Genomic DNA, 16,958 nt, shown 5'->3' on the forward strand with positions numbered 1-16,958 from the left:
CGTACGGGCGCGGACCGGGCCGCGCCCGTACGACGCCCCCGAGGGGACCCCTCAGGGCGACTGCGTCGCCCCGCCCTCCTCCGGCTGCTGCTGGCCCGTGTCGCCCTGGTCGCCCGTACCGGGGTCCGTGCCCTCGCCCGACTCCTGGCCCGTGCCGGGGGTCGACTGCGTGGGGTCGGGGGTCGTGCTCGGGGAGGGCTTCCGCTGCTCGCGCTGCTTCGTGTCCTCGCCCGGCGCGCTCGGGTCCTTGCTCGTGTCCTTCTCCCGGGACTGGCTCGGCGAGGGGCTGTCGCCCGGCGTGGGGGGCGTGGAGCCCTCCTTGCTCTCCTCCGGCGAGCCGGTCGAACCCGTGGACGCGGGCCCCGTCGGCTGCTCGGACGGAGCCTGGTGGTGGCTGCCGCCGTTGCCGCCGAGCTTGCTGATCGTGGAGCCGGAGCCCCCGCTCAGCGAGTGGCCGGCGAGCAGTTCGTACCCCGTGATGCCCGCCATCGAGACGGCGAAGACCCCCACGGCCGTGAGCAGCGGCTTGCGCCAGCCGCGCAGCTTCCGGGGGCTCTGGTGCGTGACGGGGGCGCTGTACGGGTCGGCGGGACGTAGCAGGCGCGTCGCCTCGTCCTCGCGGGCCGCCCCGAGCGCGCGGGTCGCCTCGTCGCGGGGAGCGGCCCCGAGCACGCGCGTCGCGTCGTCCGCGGGAACGGCCCCGAGCAGCCGCGTCGCCTCGTCCGCCGGAACGGCGGGAAGCAGGCGCGACTCGTCGTCGGGGACGGGCTCCTCCAGCCCCGTACGGAGCACCCGCGTCGCGTCCTCGTGCGGCACCGCCGCGGGGAGCACCGTGGTCGGGTCCGCGTCGGCGGCCGGGAGGACGCTCGTCGGGTCGCCGTCCGCGCGCGGCAGGACGGTCGTGGCCTCGGCACGGGGTTCCGGAACCTCCGCGAGGTGCCGCTCGGGGTGCGCGAGGAACGTCGGCGGTACGGGCTCGCCGGCGCCGTCGTGCGGAACGCCGTGCCGGGGGATGACCTGTCCGGCCGCGTCGCGGAGCTGCTCGCCCGTTCTGCGGAAGAGGTGCTGGAAGACGCTGCCGCCCGTCGTCGCCACGATGCTCATGACCCCGGCGCCGATGACCGTTCCGTAGACCCCGAGTTGGGACGCGGCGATCGCGGCGGCGACCGAGGCGACGGCCGACCCCGCCACCTGGGGCACGCTCAGATCGAGGCGCTTGGCGGGCTTTCGCTCCTCGGCGACGGCCTCACCCGCGGACGGTCGTCCGCCACGTATGTGAGGTGTGTCGCCGTTCACGGCTTCCTTCTGCATCTACCTGCCTTACATCGCCTTTCGTCCACCTTGCCGCAGGAAGTGACTGTCGAGCGAATCGATTGGTTCCGGTTCCGTGGATTTTGTGAAGCGCGCCACCCGGCGGCCGGACGCATCCCGCCCGGTGCCCCCGCGAGCGCCCGTGAAACACCCGGCGCACCTTCCCCCGGTCCCGCGTGCCCCCGGCGCGGGGGAAGTTCGACGGAGCGTCGCCCCACCACGGGTGGTCCGAATGGAGTACTGTTGACAGCCCTGGGTCCGGTCTCCCGTCAGGGTGCCCGGGACTCTTCGCACCGGAGCGGCCGGCCATCCGGCCGGAGCGGGTCCGTCCGCGAGGGGACGACCCGTGTGGTGGTGGGAGGGTCCCGTCGCCTTCGGGAGTCCGGGTGGTCACTCAGCGTTGCAAATGAGTACCGTGCCATAACGGAGTGTCAGGGCCCTTGCCCGACACGCCGGGCAACTCGGCAAGGTTGTGGCAGGCTGCACCCGGGCAGGCCACACTCGACTAGCGGAAGCAGCGACGCACGTGACGTCGGCAGGCACCACCCGGGAGGTCCCCATGCCCGAACTGCGTGTCGTGGCCGTCAGCAACGACGGCACACGTCTTGTGCTGAAAGCTGCCGACAACACGGAGTACACACTCGCCATCGACGAGCGGCTGCGTGCCGCCGTGCGCGGCGACAGGCCGCGCCTCGGCCAGATCGAGATCGAGGTCGAGAGCCACCTGCGGCCGCGGGACATCCAGGCCCGTATAAGAGCAGGGGCGAGCGCGGAGGAAGTCGCGCAGCTCGCGGGCATCCCCGTGGACCGCGTACGGCGCTTCGAGGGCCCCGTCCTCGCCGAGCGTGCGTTCATGGCCGAGCGGGCCCGCAAGACCCCCGTCCGCCGTCCCGGCGAGTCCGCGGGCCCCCAGCTCGGCGATGCCGTGCAGGAGCGGCTGATGATGCGCGGGGCCGACAAGGAGACCGCGCAGTGGGACTCCTGGCGGCGCGACGACGGCACCTGGGAGGTCCTGCTCGTCTACCGGCTCATGGGCGAGACGCGCTCGGCGAGCTGGACGTACGACCCGCCGCGCCGGCTCGTACAGGCCGTGGACGACGAGGCGCGGGCGCTCATCGGCGAGTCCGACGAGCTGTCCCCGTCCGAGCCCATGCCCTTCGTGCCTCGCATCGCCCGGCTGCCGCGCGAGCGCACGATCGACCGCTTCGACCGCGACCGTCCCGCGCTCCCCGACCGCCCCCCGGCGCTCCCGCAGGCGCCGGTCACCGAGGACGAGGACGAGGACGAGCCGCCCGCGGCCTCGGCCGACTCGGGGCGCGACTCGCTGACGAGTCTGCTGGAGGCGGTGCCGAGCTTCCGCGGCGACATGGTGGTGCCCGAGCGGTCGCCGGTGGAGCGTGCGGGGCAGGACGAGCCGGAGCGCGAACCCGAGGTCGAGGAGCCCCCGGCCCCCGCGGCCTCGGCGGGTTCGGCGTACGCGGACGTACTCATGCCGCGCGCGGTCTCCAGCCACCGCGACCGGCTCATCGGCTCCACCGACCGTCAGGCCGAGGCGGACGGCGTCCGCCCGGGCCGCCGGGCGGCGGTCCCGAGCTGGGACGAGATCGTCTTCGGCACCCGGCGCAAGAAGCAGCAGGACTGAACCCGGCGCGGAGCCGCCCTCGACGGCGCCCGCCCCGCGTCGGGTTCGCCCCGCGCCGAGTCCCCCGCGTCAGCCCCGCTCGGGTCCCGTCGCGACAGGCCGTCCGCCGTCCGCCGTCCACTCGGACCACGAGCCCGGGTACAGCGCGGCCCGCACCCCGGCCAGTTCGAGGGCGAGCACCTCCTGCGCCGCCGAGACGCCCGATCCGCAGTACACGCCCACCGCTTGGGCCCCGTCCGCACCCAAGTCCGCGAACCGCGCCCGCAGTTCCGCGAGGGACCGGAACCGCCCGTCGGGAAGCACGTTCTCGGCCGTCGGCGCCGACACCGCGCCCGGGATGTGGCCCCCCACGGGGTCGATCGGCTCCACCTCGCCCCGGTACCGCTCCCCCGCCCGCGCGTCGAACAGCAGACCCGTACGCGCCAGTTCGGCCGCGCTCTCGGCGTCGAGCGTCGGCAGCGCGCCCGGCCGGGGCGTGAAGTCACCCGTCGCGATGACCGGCGCGCCGGTCTCCAAGCCCCCGGTCCAGGAGGGGAATCCGCCGTCGAGCACCCGTACCGCCTCATGCCCCGCCCAGCGCAGCAGCCACCAGGTCCGGGCCGCCGCCCAGCCCTGGCCGTCGTCGTACACGACGACGTGGCTGTCCTCGCTCACCCCGGCGGCGCGCATCGCGGCGCCGAACTCCCCGGGCTCGGGCAGCGGGTGGCGCCCGCGCGGTCCGGGCGGGGCGGCGAGCTGGGTGTCGAGGTCGACGAAGACGGCGCCCGGCACGTGCCCTTCGAGGTAGGCGGGCCGCTGACTGGGCTGCCCCAGCCGGTAGCGCACGTCGAGGACGACGGGCGGGCGGGGCCCGGCGAGGGCGGTGGCGAGGGTGTCGGCGTCGATGAGCGGGGAGACGGAGGCCGGTCGCGAAGTGGTCATGGGTTCATCCTGGCCCACCGCGCCCCCGCACACTCCCCCGGCTGCCCCCGTCGGCCCCACCACCGCGACCACGCCGCGCCCGCCGCCCCACGCCGTACCCCGCGCACTCCCCCTCCCGCGCGCCCCGTGCCCGTCCGCACGCCCCGTACGTCCCCCGGTGCGCGCGCTCGGGCGGCGAAGGCGGGGCCCGCCGGTCCCGGACGGGTCGTCCGCGCCACGAGAGGTGCACAATCGGGTACGCACCGTGGCAGCCGGTGCGTCGGGTGCGGGTGGAGCGGGCGGGAGAGCGAGGGGCGATGGCCGGGGCACGGGCGGCGAAGGAGCGGGACGGCATGGCGGAAGCGGTGCGCGGGGAACCGTGCTGGGTGAGCCTGATGGTGCGCGAGCCCGGCGCGGCACGGGAATTCTACGGGGCGCTCTTCGGCTGGGAGTACGCGGACGGTCCGCGTCGGCTCGGCCCGTACGCCCGCGCCCTGCTCGACGGCCGGCCGGTCGCCGGGCTCGGGCAACTGCCCGCGGACACGGGCCTCCCGGTCGCCTGGACCACGTACTTCGCCGCACCTGCCATCGACGAACTGGCCGCGGCGGTGCGCGCCCGAGGGGGTACCGTCGGCGTCGGCCCGCTCGACTCGCCGGGTGCCGGGCGGCTCGCCCTCGCCTCGGACCCGGGCGGCGCGGGCTTCGGGCTCTGGCAGCCCGCCGAGCACGCGGGCTTCGCCGTGACGGGCGTCCCCGGCGCCCACTCCTGGTCCGAACTCCTCACGCGCGACCCCGCTTCGGTCGCCCCCTTCTACCGCGCCGTCCTCGGCTTCGACGCGCGGCAGGACGGCCCCGGCCGTCTGACGTTCACGCTCGACGGGCGCCCCGTGGCCGCCGCGCTCGCCGTGGGCCGCGCGCGGGCGCGGGAGCGCGGCACCGGGTGGCTCGCGTGCTTCGAGGTCGCCGACGTGTCCGCCTCGTGCGCGCGGGTCCTCGCGCTCGGCGGCCAGGTCGTGGAGGAGCCCGCCGAGGGCCCGCGGGGGCGCACGGCGACGGTCGCCGACCAGGAGGGCGCGGTCTTCGCCCTCGTCCGTACGGACGTCGCCCACGACTGAGCCGGGTCAGCCTGCCGCAGCGGCGGGACGCGTCAGCCCTGCCGCAGTGGCAGGACGTCCGGCGAGCGCACGCCCGCCTTCGCCGTCGCGCTCGTCACGCGGCGCAGATGGTGGCGGCGGCACAGGACCTCGTAACCGACCTCGCCCGCCCGGCGGTTGACGTCTCCGACGACGACCTGCGCACCCTCGACCACCATCTCGCCGTCCACCGTACGGGCGTTGTGCGTCGCCCGCGCACCGCACCAGCACAGCGCCTCGACCTGGAGCGCCTCGACCCGGTCGGCGAGTTCGATCAAGCGCTGCGAGCCAGGGAAGAGCTTCGTGCGGAAGTCGGTCGTGATGCCGAACGCGAAGACGTCGAGCCGGAGTTCGTCCACGATCCGCGCCAACTGGTCTATCTGGCGCGGCGCCAGGAACTGCGCCTCGTCGACGATCACGTAGTCCGCTTTACCGCCCTTGGAGAGCCGGTCGACGAGGTAGCCGTACAGGTCCATGCCCTCGGTCGCCTCGACCGCGTCCGTGACGAGTCCGAGCCGCGAGGACAGCTTCCCCTCGCCCGCCCGGTCGTCCCGCGTGAAGATCACGCCCTGGAGTCCGCGCGCCGACCGGTTGTGGCCGATCTGGAGCGCCAGTGTGCTCTTTCCGCAGTCCATCGTCCCGGAGAAGAAAACCAATTCGGACATCAGCGGACAGGGCCTTTCTGGAACGCCGGGCGGCGGGGCGAGGCGGTGGTACGGGGAGGGGCGGGACGGGCGGGGGCGGTACGCGCCGGGGCGACCCCAGACCCTACGCCACGGGTGCGGGACGGGCGGGAGCGGGGACCCGCGACGGCCCCGGGGACGGCCGGGACGAGGGCGGGGCGCGGCCGGGGCCCGCCCTCAGGTGCGGATCTCGATGAGCGGCACGTACTGCTCCGCCGCCGTGAGCGAGCCGTGCATCCCGACGAGCGCCGTCTCGCGCGGCTCGGTCTCGCTCGCGACGATCGCGGAGAGGCCCTGCGGCGCCGCCACGACGTCGCCGATCCGCGCGTACACCCGCTCCTCGCACAGCTCGGGCGGCCCGAACCACCCGGCGGCCAGGGCCTCTTCGCGGCTCGCGACCCAGAAGCGGTCCCCGAGGACCTCGCGCCACACGGCGAGGACGTCGGCGGCCGCTCCCGGGTGTGCGTACACGTGCCGGGCGCGACCCTCCCCGCCCAACAGGGCGACGCCCGCGCCGAGTTCCCAGTCCTCGTCGTAGTCGACGCGGCTCTCGGGGTCCTCCGGGACATCGACCATGCCGTGGTCCGCCGTGACGTACAGCGCGGTGCGCGGCGGGAGTTGACCGGCGAGGCGCTGCACGAGCCGGTCGACCTGCATGAGCTGGCCGCGCCAGGTGTCCGACCCCGTGCCGTACTTGTGTCCCGCGCCGTCGAGTTCGCTGTAGTACGTGTAGACGAGCGACCGGTCGCCCGCGGCGAGCTCCTCGGCGGCGCGGTCCATGCGCTCCTCGCCGGTGAAGCGGCCGTGGAAGGTGCCGCCGGAGAGCGCGACCTGGGTGAGCGGCGTCTCGCGGAAGTGCGGGGCCGAGACCTGGGCGGTGTGCACGCCGGCCGCGTCGGCGGCGCGGAAGACGGTGGGGTGCGGCTGCCAGGCGGTGGGGTCGGTCCAGGGCTGCCAACGGAGCTGGTTCATGAGCGCGCCCGTCGCCGGGTTGCGCACCGCGTAGCCGAGCAGTCCGTGCTGCCCCGGCACGGTGCCGGTGCCGACCGAGGCGAGCGAGGCCGCGGTCGTCGAGGGGAAGCCGGAGGTGAGGGGGCGGCCCGTGCCGCCTCGCGAGGTGCCGAGCAGGCTGTGCAGGAAGGGGGCTTCGTCGGGGTGGGCGCGAAGCTGCTCCCAGCCGAGGCCGTCGACGAGGAAGACACAGGCGCGGTCGGCCGGGGTCAGCTCGCCGATGACGGGCGCGAAGCCGGGGACGCCGAGTCCGGCGGCGAGGGTGGGGAGGAGGTCGGCGAGGCTGCCGCTCCCGTACTCGGGTACGAGGGCCGAGGAGAGCGGGAGCGGTGCGTAGGGGTCCGGGGCGTCACGGGACCCGTGCGGTCCGCCGCTGTGCCGGGCCTCGTAGGCGTCCCAGTCCGTGTGGTGCGTGGGGGGTGTCCCGCTCATCAGCGGCGGGTCCCGGAGGGGCCCTCGCCGAGCGCCGCCGTGGCCGCCGAGAGCGCCTGCGCGAAGGCGAGCGCCTCGCGGACGGTCTCGGGGCCGTCGCCCGCCTCGCTCACCCGCAGGCTCAGGTCGTCGGCGGTGGAGCTGCCGGTGTAGCCGTGGTCGGCCTCGCAGTTCGGGTCGCCGCAGGCGGCCGGCTCCAGGTCGATACGGGAGACGGCGCCCCAGCCGATCGTGAGGACGACCTCGCGGGGCAGGGTCCCGGGCGTGTACGACTCGGGGTGAGCGACGACGCGGCTCGTCACGACGGAGGAGACGCGCTCGATCCGTACGGACTCCGTGGACGTCGTGGCGTACGGGGTGGGCGAGGTGTCGTCGGCGGCCTGCTCATCGGTGTGGCTCACGATGAAGCGGTGCTCGGTGAGCACGAGCACGGTGACGTGCCTGCGGACCTCGTTCGCGTCGAATGTCGTCTCCTGGTGCACCAGGTACGACACCACGGGGTCCCCGCCGACCGCGGCCTCCACGGCCTCGGCCACGAGGGCCGGGTAGTAGCCGCTGCGCTCGATCGCCGCGCGCAGCCCCTGGGTCGTCGTACCGGTCTTCGCCATGCGCCCATCCTACGGGGGCGGGCGGCCTGCCCGGTCACTCCGTGGGGGTTCGTCCTGGGGCGGGAGCGGCGGTACGGGCGGGACGGGGCCGTTGGCGTGCGCGTACACGGCCCCGAGCGGGAAGCGTGCGTGGCACCGGGGGCACTCGGCGGGGCCGAGGGCCTGGCGGACACCGTCGGCGAACGCGGGCCGCCCGGCGCGCGGGGCGACGCGGTGGAGCCGGGCGCCCGTGCCGCTGGGGGCGCCGGGAGCGGCCGGGCGCGGCGCGAGGCGGTGCTCACGGTCGACGCCCCCGTCCGCGCATACCGGCCGAAGCGTCCGACCGCGCGGGTCGGGCCCGCGCCGAAGGGGGCGATCACCGGAGCCGGCTCCTCGAACGGGTCGTCGCGGCCGTGGTGGGGGGGGCGCCCCACGCCGGGGTCGCCGTCGTCGCGCTCGACCCGGCCGCGGAGTGCCGGCACGTGCCCGCGCCGCGGATGGCCCGCGACGACTCGGTCCCCGTGGGCCGTCTTTCAGTACATCGGCATCCTGCGCGGTCCCTCGTCGCCCACCGCCGGGGGGTGGGCGAGGCGGAGCGATGCCCCGAGGACGCGGACCGTGCGGGGCGCGACGACGACCGGTTCGAGGGAGACCGCGACGATCTCCGGGTGGTCGTCCACGAGGCGGGACACGCGCTGGATCAGCTCCTGGAGGGCGTCCGTGTCGACGGGCGCGGCGCCGCGCCAGCCGAAGAGGAGCGGGGCGCTGCGCAGCGAGCGGACCTGGTCGGCCGCGTCCCTGTCGGTGACGGGGACGAGGCGGTGCGCCGTGTCGCCGAGGAGTTCGGAGGGGGCCCCGGCGAGCCCGAAGGAGAGCACCGCGCCCGCCGCCGGGTCGATGACGGCCCGTACCACCGTGTCCACGCCGCGCGGGGCCATCGACTGCACGACGGGCCGCAGTTCGGCGGGCGAGCCGAGCAGTGCGGTGAGGTCCGCGTACGCACGGCGCAGGTCGCTCTCGTCCGCGAGGTCGAGGCGGACGCCGCCGAGGTCGGGGCGGTGGCGCAGGTGCGGAGCGGTGATCTTGAGCGCGACGGGGTACCCCAGTTCCTCCGCCGCGCGCGCCGCCGCGTCGGCGTCGGGCGCTGGAAGCGCGCGCAGGACGGGGATGCCGTAGCGGCGCAGCAGGTCCTCGGTGTCCTCGGGACCGGGCGTCGTGCCGCGCGCGCCGGGCGGGAGGGCGCCGAGCAGCCCCGCGATGCGGTCGGCGGCGCCGTGCCCGTCGATGTCCTCGAACTCGGGGACCCGCCCGGGGTGCTCGGTGTCCGTACGCCACTGCGCGTGCCGCACGGCGCGGGCGAGCGCGCGGACGGCGCGCTCGGGGGCGGGGTAGGCGGGGATGCGGGGCGTGGCGGGGCGCTCCCCGGCGACGGACTCCCCGGGTTCCGGTGCGGGCGTGCCGCCCTCGTCCCGTACCGTCGCGCCCGGCTCCCGTACCGCCGCCACGGGCTCCCGTACCGCCGCGCGCGGCTCGCCCTCGTCGCGTACGACCTCCGTGTCGCGCGCGTCCGCGCGGACCGCGCCGCCGGGCGTGTGCGGGCCCGCGCTCGCCGGGAGGGTCGCGGTCGCCGCGGAGAGGGCGTGGGCGAGGCCGCCGAGTTCGACGTGGACGACGAGGACCGGTTTGCGCGTCTCCGAGGCGGCGACCGCCTCGCGCAGCGCCGCGCCGAGCACCTCGCCCTCGGGCCAGTCGAGCGCGCCCTCGCCTACCCACGGGATCGCGGTGACGACGACGGCGTCGCTGTCCCGGTCCGCGAGCGCCTGTTCCAGGGCACGCCGGAAGTCCTCGGGGCTCGCGGACGTCGTGAGGTCGAGCGGGGTGCGCGGGCGCAGGCCCTCGGTCAGGCAGGCGTCGTACGTCAGCAGGCCGAGCGACTCGGAGTTGCCGAGGATCGCGACGCGCGGGCCCTCGGGCAACGGCTGGCCCGCGAGCAGGACGCCCGTGTCGACGAGGTCGGTGACGGTCTCGACCCTGATCACCCCGGCCTGCGCGAGGAGCGCGGAGACGGTCGCGTGCGGGAGGCGGGTCTCGGCGACGGCGTGCGAGGGCGGTGTCGCGGCGCTGTGCCGGGCGCCCTGGACGACGACGAGCGGCTTGGTCGCGGCGGCGCGGCGCGCGAGACGGGTGAACTTGCGGGGGTTGCCGATCGACTCCAGGTACATCAGCGCCACGTCGGTGTCGGGGTCGTCGTACCAGTACTGGAGGACGTCGTTGCCCGAGACGTCCGCGCGGTTGCCCGCCGAGACGAAGGTGGAGAGCCCGGTGCCGCGCTGGTGGAGTTCCGACAGGAGCGCGATACCGATCGCGCCCGACTGCGTGAAGAGCCCGACCCGGCCGCGCGGGGCGAGTTCGGGCGCCAGCGAGGCGTTGAGGCGGACGGCGGGATCGGTGTTGACGAGGCCGAAGGCGTTGGGGCCGACGAGCCGCATCCCGTAGCTGCGCGCCTGCCGCACCAGGCGCCGTTGCCGCGCCCTGCCCGCCGTCACGCTCTCGCCGTACCCGGCGCTGATGACGACGAGCCCGCGCACCCCGTGCTCGCCGCACTCGGCGACGGCCTCGGGCACCCGCTCGGCCGGGACGACGACCACGGCGAGATCGATGTCCTCGCCGATCTCCTTGACGGTACGGAAGGCGGGGACGCCGTCGAGCGTGCCCTGGTCCTCGGGGAAGCTGCTGTTGACGGCGGAGAGGCGGCCCGTGTACCCGGCGGCGAGGAGGTTGCGCAGGATGCTGCGCCCCACGCCGCCGCCCGCCCGCTTGGCCCCGACGACCGCGACCGAGCCGGGGGCGAGGAGGCGCTGCACGGAGCGGGACTCGGCGCGGTGCTCGCGCGCGTACTGCACCGCGAGCGAGCGCTCGGTGGGTTCCAGAGGGAAGGTCAGGTGGACGACGCCGTCCTCGAAGCTGCGCTTCTGCTGGTAGCCCGCGTCCGTGAAAACCTTGATCATCTTGGTGTTGTGGGGCAGCACCTCGGCGCCGAAGCGGCGGATGCCGCGCTCGCGCGCGACGGCCGCGATGTGTTCGAGGAGCGCTGAGGCCACGCCGCGGCCCTGGTAGGCGTCCTGGACGAGGAAGGCGACCTCGGCCTCGTCGGCGGGCGCGGAGGCGGGGCGGCCCGTCGCGTCGACGCGGTCGAAGCGGACGGTCGCGATGAACTCGCCGCCGATGGTCGCGGCGAGCCCGACGCGGTCCACGAAGTCGTGGTGCGTGAAGCGGTGCACGTCCTTCGCGGAGAGCTTCGGGTAGGGGGCGAAGAAGCGGTAGTACTTCGACTCGTCGGAGACCTGCTCGTAGAAGCTGACGAGCCGTTCGGCGTCGTCCGCCGTGATGGGCCTGATCCGCGCGGTGCCGCCGTCGCGCAGCACGACATCGGCCTCCCAGTGGGCGGGGTAACCGGCCTCGTGGGGCTGCGCCGAGGGGTGCTGGTCCTGGGGGCGGCCGCCTGGACGGGGCGCTGCCGAGCGGGGCTCCTCGGGGCGAGGCGGGTGGGCCGGGGTCTCCATGGGGTCAGGGTACGACCGTGTGTACGAGGCGCGGGGGCGCCGTGCGGGGGCGGTGCGGCGGCGTACGGGGCGGGGCGCGGTGTGGTCGGCCGGTACGCGGCGGAGCGGCGGTGTCCCCCTGGTGCCCGCGGACACCCCTCGTACGGCCCCCGCCCCCTTGCGGCGCGCGGCGCGCCGTGCCACCACGAGGGGAGAACGCGTCCCGGAACGGGAAGGCCCGTACCGCGACCCCGCACCGATCCGCACCACCGAAGGACCGCACCAACCGCACCAACCGCACCAACCGCACCAACGGAAGCTGCACCGACCCGCACCACCGGAAGTCGCACCACCGCGTATCCGCACCGGGCCCGCAAGCGCGCGGGCCCCGGACCCGAAGGGCTGCACCATGGCTGAGCGTCGCGTCACCGTCGGCTGGCCGGAGGGCCTCCACGCCCGTCCCGCCTCCCTCTTCGTGCGGGCATCGACCGCCACCGGACTCCCCGTGACCGTCGCCAAGAGCGAGGGCGAAGCGGTCAACGCCCGCTCCATGCTCGCGGTGCTCGGTCTCGGCGTGCAGGGGGGCGAGGAGATCACGCTGAGCGCGGAGGGAGAGGGGGCCGAAGAGGCGCTGGACCGGCTCGTCAAACTCGTGGCGGAGGGGCTCCAGGAACTCCCCGAAACCGTTTAGGGAATACGCGGGTGACCCGGGGGTGCGGAATTCTTCTCCGCAGTCCCGGGCCACTGTGCATTTCCCCGGCGGGCATACCGGTCGAGCCGAAGGGCGCACCGATAAAACCCACGGAAAAGGCGCGACCATGGCGGCGGGAATACCCGATCCGCCGGGACGGCCCATGTGGGGACGTCGCGGTCTCGCGACGTCGCGTATCCCTTTGTATACGGCCCCCGTGTTAATGCGGAAGGCCCGGATTGTTTACGGGATGTTGCGAAGTCCTCACCGGGCGCGGATCCGCGCGGCTCACCGGGCGCGGGTCCGCGCGGCTCACCGGCGGGGGCTCACCCGGCCTCACCAGGCGGGGGCCTCCTCGGGGTCGCGCCCCGGCGGGCGGCGCGGCGGGTAGGGGCCTGGGCCGCGCAGGCGGTGGGCGCGCCGCGCGCGGTCGGCGTGCTGCGCCGTGAGCGCGCGGGCCCGCTCCGCGTCACCGCGCGCCAGGGCGTCGACGATCGCGCCGTGCTCGGCCCAGGACTCCTGCGGGCGGGCGGGCGACTCGACCACGTACATCCACGCGATCTTCTGCCGCAGCAGGGTCAGCAGGGAGGTCAGGGTCTCGCTCGCGCTGGCCTGCACGAGGGTCTCGTGGAACCAGCCGCCCAGCGAGCGCAGGTCCTCCTCCTGCCCCCGGCGTGCCCGCTCCTGCCCCAGCCTGACGAGGCCGCGCAGCACCTTGAGGTGCGCCTCGGTCCTGCGCTGCGCGGCGCGCGCCGCGCACAGCGGCTCCAGGAGCAGCCTCGTCTCCAGGACGTCCACGGCCTCCCGCGCCCCCGGCTCGGCGACCTGCGCCCCCGCGTGCCGGCGCGTCACCACGAAGCCCTCCGCCTCCAGCGTGCGCAGCGCCTCCCGCACCGGCACCCGCGAGACCCCGTATCTCCGCGCGAGCAATTCCTCCGTGAGCCGGCTCCCCCGCTCGTACACGCCCGAGACGATATCGTCCCTGATCGCCGTGCATACCGAGTGCGCGGGAATACTCATGACCCGACCTCCGCATTATTCACCGCGAAACGCTGCCGTTGGACGTCCGCGAGGTGGCTCCACCAGACATTAGAGCAGTGACCCTATGAGAACAGTGAAGAATTCCTCACGGCAGGGCGCATTCCCCGAATATCTTCGGGCCCCGGTGCGCTGTTTACGGGCGGTTCGGGGCGGAAAGGGCGAGGTGCGCCGTACCGGGAGCGGGGCGTGCGGTGCGGTGCCGGGAGTGGAGCTGCCGGGCGCGACGTCGAGGCCCGTACGCGGAATGCCGAAAGCCCCCGGGGGCGGCCGGGGGCTTTCGAAGGCGTCGCGAGGCGCGGGACGGGCTCAGATGTCGATGCCGTGGCCGCGCAGGTAGGCGAGCGGGTCCATGTCGGAGCCGTACTCGGGGCTCGTCCGGGCCTCGAAGTGCAGGTGAGGGCCCGTGACATTGCCCGTGGCGCCCGAGACGGCGATCTGCTGACCGGCCGTCACGGTCTGCCCGACCGCGACGGTGGCGGCGGTGAGGTGCCCGTACTGCGTGTACGTCCCGTCGTGCATGCGGAGCACGACCTCGTTGCCGTACGCGCCGCCCCAGTCGACCTTCACGACCGTCCCCGCGCCGACCGCGTGGACGCTCGTGCCGCTCGCCGCGTGGAAGTCGATGCCGGTGTGGCTGCCGGACGACCACAGCGAACTGCTGGCGTGGTAGCCGGTGGAGACGTACGAGCCGGGGATCGGCAGGACGAAGGTGTTGAGGCGCTCGCGCTCGGCGGCCCGCGCGGCCCGCTCCTTCGCCTCCTTCTTCCGCTCGGCCTCGCGCTTCGCCTTCGCGGCCTCCTTACTCGCCGCGGCCGCGGCCTTCGCCTCGGCGGCGTCCTGCTCGGCGGCGGAGTGCACGAGGGAGGCCTGCGTGGCGATCTCCTGGGCGACGCTGTCGAAGCCGATGACGCGGGTGAGGCCGGTGTCGGGGCCCTCGTGGTTCGCGGCGTGCGCGGGGGCGGCGAGGGTGCCGACGACGGAACCGGTCGTGAGCGCGGCAAGCCCGGCCACCTTCGCACCGGTGCGGGACGCTCGGACGGCAGGGCGGCGGTGCCTGCCCGTGGGGCGCGTGAACGCCATGAAGCGGCTGTTCCTTTCCTTCCCTCTCGCCTACCGGGTTAGCTGACGGGTTCGGAGCAGGAAGGTCTCCTACGGACACCGGCGGACGGCGTCCGATTCACCCCATGGGACACATGGGTCCCCGGCTCCCGGGTACAAGCCCCGGAACTCGGCGAAGGCTGTCCGCTGCCGCGGGCGCGGCGCATACCTGACGAACAGCCGGAGTGACGCTAAGCGGGGCAAGACTTCCGTAACAAACGCAACCGCGCCTTTGTTGCTCATGCCACACCCCAGACAGGCCGTCATGCACCCAATACGGACACGGACCCGACCGGTATCCGGACAGCCTTGGGCCCGTGCCCGCGCACGTCGACGCCCGCGCCGGCTCGCTGGGCCGCCGTGCCCGTTCGCATGGGCTGCCGCGTGCCCGCTCACGGGAACCACCGTGCCCGCTCGCGTGGGCCACCGCCTCCGCTCGCGCGGGCCGCCGTGTCGGACCAAGCCGCACCGCCACTCCCCGCCGAGGCAGCCCCGCCCGCCACGGGCACTCGTCGCCGCCCCGCCCACCCGCCGCTGCCGGGGACTCAGCCGCCCGTCAGCGTCCCGGCGAGAAGGGGAAGCAGGCGGTCCCAGTGACGGGCGAACCCGGTGGCGCTGAAGGCGTCGGTGTCGGCCATGGTGAAGCCGTGCCGGGTGCCGGGGTAGACCTCCGAGGTGTAGTCGACACCGGCCGCGTCGAGTTTTTCGTGGAGCGAGTCGAGGGCCTCCGGGGTCATGTCGCCCTCGGCGTGGCCGAGATGGACACGTGCGGTGAGCGCGGAGTGGACACCGGGTCCGGCCGCCCCCACCGGCGCGTGGAACGCGGCGACGGCCGCCACCTCGCCGGGGTGCTCGGCGGCGGCGCGCACCGCGAGGAGACCACCGACGCAGTAGCCGGTGACGGCGAACGGCCCCGCCGCGACCTCGGGTTGTGCCGCGAGAAAGGCGAGGTAGGCGTCCGCGTCCTTGCGGGCGCGTTCGGCGGTGTGCGCCTCGATGAGGGGCAGCACGCGGGCGAAGACCGCCGCCCGTTCCTCTCCCCCGAGGTAGGCGGGGAGTTCGACCACCGGCGCGGGGCCGTGCCGGTAGAAGAGGTGGGGGACGAGGACGTAGTACCCGTGCCCGGCCAGTTGACCGGCCAGGTCCCGTACCACGGGCCTGAGGCCGAAGCCGTCCGCGTACAACAGGACCCCGGGGTGCCGCCCTCCTCCCTCGGGGAAGGCGGCGAAGCCCTCTGCGTGACCGTCCTCGGTGGCGATGCTCAGTGTCTTGGTGGGCATGACTCTCCTGTCGTGGTCGATGTGCCGAAGCTGCGATCAACACGACGGAGGGCGGGGCGCGGGGCGGTACCGGGCCCGCGACGGCGCGCGGCGGTGGCCGGTCCGGGCCGATACGCGGACGCGCCGACTCCCCGGCGGGACGACCGGCCCGCGCAGGGCCGCCCCGGGCCCGCCAGGCCCGCGGCCCGGCGGACCCCCACGGGCCTCAGCCCTGGACCACCGTCACCTCCCCGATCCCCAACTCCCTCACGGAATCAGCGATCTGCGCCGCGTCCCCCACCAGAACCGTCACCAGGCGGTCCGCCGGGTAGGCGTTCACGACGGCGGCCGTGGCCTCCACCGTGCCCGTCTCGGCGAGGCGGCGGTAGAAGGCGGCCTGGAAGTCGTCGGGGAGCTGCTGCTCGACCTGATCGGCGAGCGTCCCCGCGACGGCGGCGGCCGTCTCGTACTTGAGCGGGGCGACACCCACGAGGTTCTGCTCGGCCGTCTCGCGCTCCGCGTCGGTGAGCCCGCCCGCCGCGAGGTCGCGCAGCACCTTCCACAGGTCCGCGAGCGCGGGCCCGGTGGACTCGGTGTCGACCGAGCCGCTGATCGCGAGGAGCGCGGCCCCCGGGGCGAGCCCCGTGCCCTCGGCCGGCCTCCCCGAGCGCAGCACCTGCCCGAAGGCGCGTACCCCGTACGTGTAGCCCTTCTCCTCGCGCAGCACGCGGTCCAGGCGCGAGGTCAGCGTCCCGCCCAGGCAGTAGGTGCCGAGCACCTGCGCCGCCCACACCTGGTCGTGCCGGTCCGGCCCCGTACGGCCGATGAGAAGCTGCGTCTGCACCGAGCCGGGGCGGTCGACGATGTAGACGCGCCCCGTGTCGTTGGAGGTGATCGGGGTCATGGGCGGCGAGGCGGGGGCGGAGCCCTGCCACGTGCCCAGGCTCTCGTCGAGCAGCGCGTCGAGGTCGGCGCCCGCGAAGTCGCCGACGACGACCACGGTGGCCGTGGCCGGGTGCACGTACCGCTCGTACAGCTCCCGCACGGCCTTCGCGTCGATCGCCTCGACGGTCTCCGCCGTGCCCTGCCGGGGGCGGGAGATGCGGCTGTCCGCCGGGAAGAGCTGCTTGAACAGCTCCTTGGCCGCGCGGCGTGCCGGGTTGGCGGCCTCGTGCGGGATCTCGTCGAGCCTGTTGCGTACCAGTCGCTCGATCTCGGACGCGGCGAAGGCGGGGGCGCGCAGGGCCTCGGCGAGCAGGTCGAGGCCCTTGGCCAGACGCGAGACCGGCACTTCGAGGGAGAGCCGGAGCCCCGCGTGGTCCGCGTGCGCGTCGAAGGTCGCGCCGCAGCGCTCCAGCTCGGCGGCGAACTCCTCGGCGGAGTGCTTGTCGGTGCCCTCGGTGAAGGCGCGCGCGAGGATCGTGGCGAGGCCGTCGAGGCCCTTCGGCTCGGCGTCGAGCGGAACGTCGAGCAGCACCTCCACGGCGACGAGCTGCTGGCCCGGGCGCTCGCAGCGCAGCAAGGTCAGGCCATTGGACAGGGTGGAGCGCTCCGGGGCGGGGAAGGCCCAGGGCTTGGCGGGACCCGGCTGGGGGCGCGGGTGGAACTCCATGGTGCTCTGCACGGCT

13 protein-coding genes and 1 riboswitch are annotated in these 16,958 nt (G+C 75.0%); of the genes, 3 read left to right on the plus strand and 10 right to left on the minus strand.

Annotated elements, in window-relative coordinates:
• Window positions 1–51: 51 nt before the first annotated feature.
• Window positions 52–1,311 (minus strand): hypothetical protein, encoded by a 1,260-nt coding sequence (locus ACIP4O_RS29375; protein ID WP_401579094.1) that lies wholly within the window; start codon window positions 1,309–1,311, stop codon window positions 52–54.
• Window positions 1,312–1,870: 559 nt separating this feature from the next.
• Between ACIP4O_RS29375 and sepH the strand changes: the two genes are divergently transcribed.
• Entirely contained in the window at window positions 1,871–2,953 is a 1,083-nt protein-coding gene (gene sepH, locus ACIP4O_RS29380; protein WP_401579095.1) for a septation protein SepH, read from the plus strand.
• A gap of 69 nt (window positions 2,954–3,022) precedes the next feature.
• Here the strand turns inward: sepH and ACIP4O_RS29385 are convergent, their stop codons facing one another.
• Window positions 3,023–3,874 (minus strand): sulfurtransferase, encoded by an 852-nt coding sequence (locus ACIP4O_RS29385; protein ID WP_401579097.1) that lies wholly within the window; start codon window positions 3,872–3,874, stop codon window positions 3,023–3,025.
• Window positions 3,875–4,170: 296 nt separating this feature from the next.
• On the opposite strand from ACIP4O_RS29385, the gene ACIP4O_RS29390 reads away from it, so the two are divergent.
• Window positions 4,171–4,968 carry a VOC family protein gene (locus tag ACIP4O_RS29390; RefSeq protein ID WP_401579099.1) on the plus strand — a complete coding sequence of 266 codons (798 nt, stop codon included), beginning with the start codon at window positions 4,171–4,173 and terminating at the stop codon, window positions 4,966–4,968.
• Window positions 4,969–5,000: 32 nt separating this feature from the next.
• On the opposite strand, the gene ACIP4O_RS29395 is transcribed toward ACIP4O_RS29390, so the two are convergent.
• From ACIP4O_RS29395 to ACIP4O_RS29410, 4 genes are all read right to left on the minus strand, one after another.
• The gene (locus ACIP4O_RS29395) at window positions 5,001–5,651 is read right to left on the minus strand and encodes a thymidine kinase (RefSeq protein WP_401579101.1); all 651 of its coding nucleotides are present in this window, start codon (window positions 5,649–5,651) and stop codon (window positions 5,001–5,003) included.
• A gap of 195 nt (window positions 5,652–5,846) precedes the next feature.
• Window positions 5,847–7,112: an alkaline phosphatase family protein gene (locus ACIP4O_RS29400; RefSeq protein ID WP_401579103.1), complete on the minus strand. Its 1,266-nt coding sequence runs from the start codon at window positions 7,110–7,112 to the stop codon at window positions 5,847–5,849.
• On the minus strand, window positions 7,112–7,720 hold the full coding sequence (locus ACIP4O_RS29405) for a DUF5998 family protein (protein ID WP_401579105.1): 609 nt from the start codon (window positions 7,718–7,720) through the stop codon (window positions 7,112–7,114). Before ACIP4O_RS29405 ends, ACIP4O_RS29400 begins: the two co-directional genes overlap by 1 nt.
• A 512-nt stretch (window positions 7,721–8,232) precedes the next feature.
• Window positions 8,233–11,262 (minus strand): GNAT family N-acetyltransferase, encoded by a 3,030-nt coding sequence (locus ACIP4O_RS29410; protein WP_401579106.1) that lies wholly within the window; start codon window positions 11,260–11,262, stop codon window positions 8,233–8,235.
• A gap of 388 nt (window positions 11,263–11,650) precedes the next feature.
• On the opposite strand from ACIP4O_RS29410, the gene ACIP4O_RS29415 reads away from it, so the two are divergent.
• Entirely contained in the window at window positions 11,651–11,932 is a 282-nt protein-coding gene (locus ACIP4O_RS29415; RefSeq protein ID WP_361330540.1) for an HPr family phosphocarrier protein, read from the plus strand.
• A 336-nt stretch (window positions 11,933–12,268) separates the two neighbouring features.
• On the opposite strand, the gene ACIP4O_RS29420 is transcribed toward ACIP4O_RS29415, so the two are convergent.
• The 4 genes from ACIP4O_RS29420 to ACIP4O_RS29435 form a co-directional block, all read right to left on the minus strand.
• Window positions 12,269–12,952 carry a GntR family transcriptional regulator gene (locus ACIP4O_RS29420; protein WP_401579108.1) on the minus strand — a complete coding sequence of 228 codons (684 nt, stop codon included), beginning with the start codon at window positions 12,950–12,952 and terminating at the stop codon, window positions 12,269–12,271.
• Between the two features lie 327 nt (window positions 12,953–13,279).
• Window positions 13,280–14,053 (minus strand): M23 family metallopeptidase, encoded by a 774-nt coding sequence (locus ACIP4O_RS29425; RefSeq protein ID WP_401579110.1) that lies wholly within the window; start codon window positions 14,051–14,053, stop codon window positions 13,280–13,282.
• Between the two features lie 12 nt (window positions 14,054–14,065).
• Window positions 14,066–14,217: riboswitch (cyclic di-AMP (ydaO/yuaA leader) on the minus strand.
• A gap of 399 nt (window positions 14,218–14,616) precedes the next feature.
• Complete coding sequence (locus ACIP4O_RS29430; RefSeq protein ID WP_401579111.1) at window positions 14,617–15,351, minus strand: dienelactone hydrolase family protein; 735 nt, start codon at window positions 15,349–15,351, stop codon at window positions 14,617–14,619.
• A 205-nt stretch (window positions 15,352–15,556) separates the two neighbouring features.
• The gene (locus ACIP4O_RS29435) at window positions 15,557–16,942 is read right to left on the minus strand and encodes a M16 family metallopeptidase (RefSeq protein WP_401579223.1); all 1,386 of its coding nucleotides are present in this window, start codon (window positions 16,940–16,942) and stop codon (window positions 15,557–15,559) included.
• Window positions 16,943–16,958: the final 16 nt, after the last annotated feature.

Source organism: Streptomyces sp. NPDC088923 (assembly GCF_044749745.1).
Taxonomy (GTDB): Bacteria; Actinomycetota; Actinomycetes; order Streptomycetales; family Streptomycetaceae; genus Streptomyces.

Coding starts and splice junctions, on each gene's coding strand:
- ACIP4O_RS29375 (WP_401579094.1), bottom strand. CDS start 1,311: ATGCAGAAGGAAGCCGTGAACGGCGACACACCTCACATACGTGGCGGA.
- sepH (WP_401579095.1), top strand. CDS start 1,871: ATGCCCGAACTGCGTGTCGTGGCCGTCAGCAACGACGGCACACGTCTT.
- ACIP4O_RS29385 (WP_401579097.1), bottom strand. CDS start 3,874: ATGACCACTTCGCGACCGGCCTCCGTCTCCCCGCTCATCGACGCCGAC.
- ACIP4O_RS29390 (WP_401579099.1), top strand. CDS start 4,171: ATGGCCGGGGCACGGGCGGCGAAGGAGCGGGACGGCATGGCGGAAGCG.
- ACIP4O_RS29395 (WP_401579101.1), bottom strand. CDS start 5,651: ATGTCCGAATTGGTTTTCTTCTCCGGGACGATGGACTGCGGAAAGAGC.
- ACIP4O_RS29400 (WP_401579103.1), bottom strand. CDS start 7,112: ATGAGCGGGACACCCCCCACGCACCACACGGACTGGGACGCCTACGAG.
- ACIP4O_RS29405 (WP_401579105.1), bottom strand. CDS start 7,720: ATGGCGAAGACCGGTACGACGACCCAGGGGCTGCGCGCGGCGATCGAG.
- ACIP4O_RS29410 (WP_401579106.1), bottom strand. CDS start 11,262: ATGGAGACCCCGGCCCACCCGCCTCGCCCCGAGGAGCCCCGCTCGGCA.
- ACIP4O_RS29415 (WP_361330540.1), top strand. CDS start 11,651: ATGGCTGAGCGTCGCGTCACCGTCGGCTGGCCGGAGGGCCTCCACGCC.
- ACIP4O_RS29420 (WP_401579108.1), bottom strand. CDS start 12,952: ATGAGTATTCCCGCGCACTCGGTATGCACGGCGATCAGGGACGATATC.
- ACIP4O_RS29425 (WP_401579110.1), bottom strand. CDS start 14,053: ATGGCGTTCACGCGCCCCACGGGCAGGCACCGCCGCCCTGCCGTCCGA.
- ACIP4O_RS29430 (WP_401579111.1), bottom strand. CDS start 15,351: ATGCCCACCAAGACACTGAGCATCGCCACCGAGGACGGTCACGCAGAG.
- ACIP4O_RS29435 (WP_401579223.1), bottom strand. CDS start 16,942: ATGGAGTTCCACCCGCGCCCCCAGCCGGGTCCCGCCAAGCCCTGGGCC.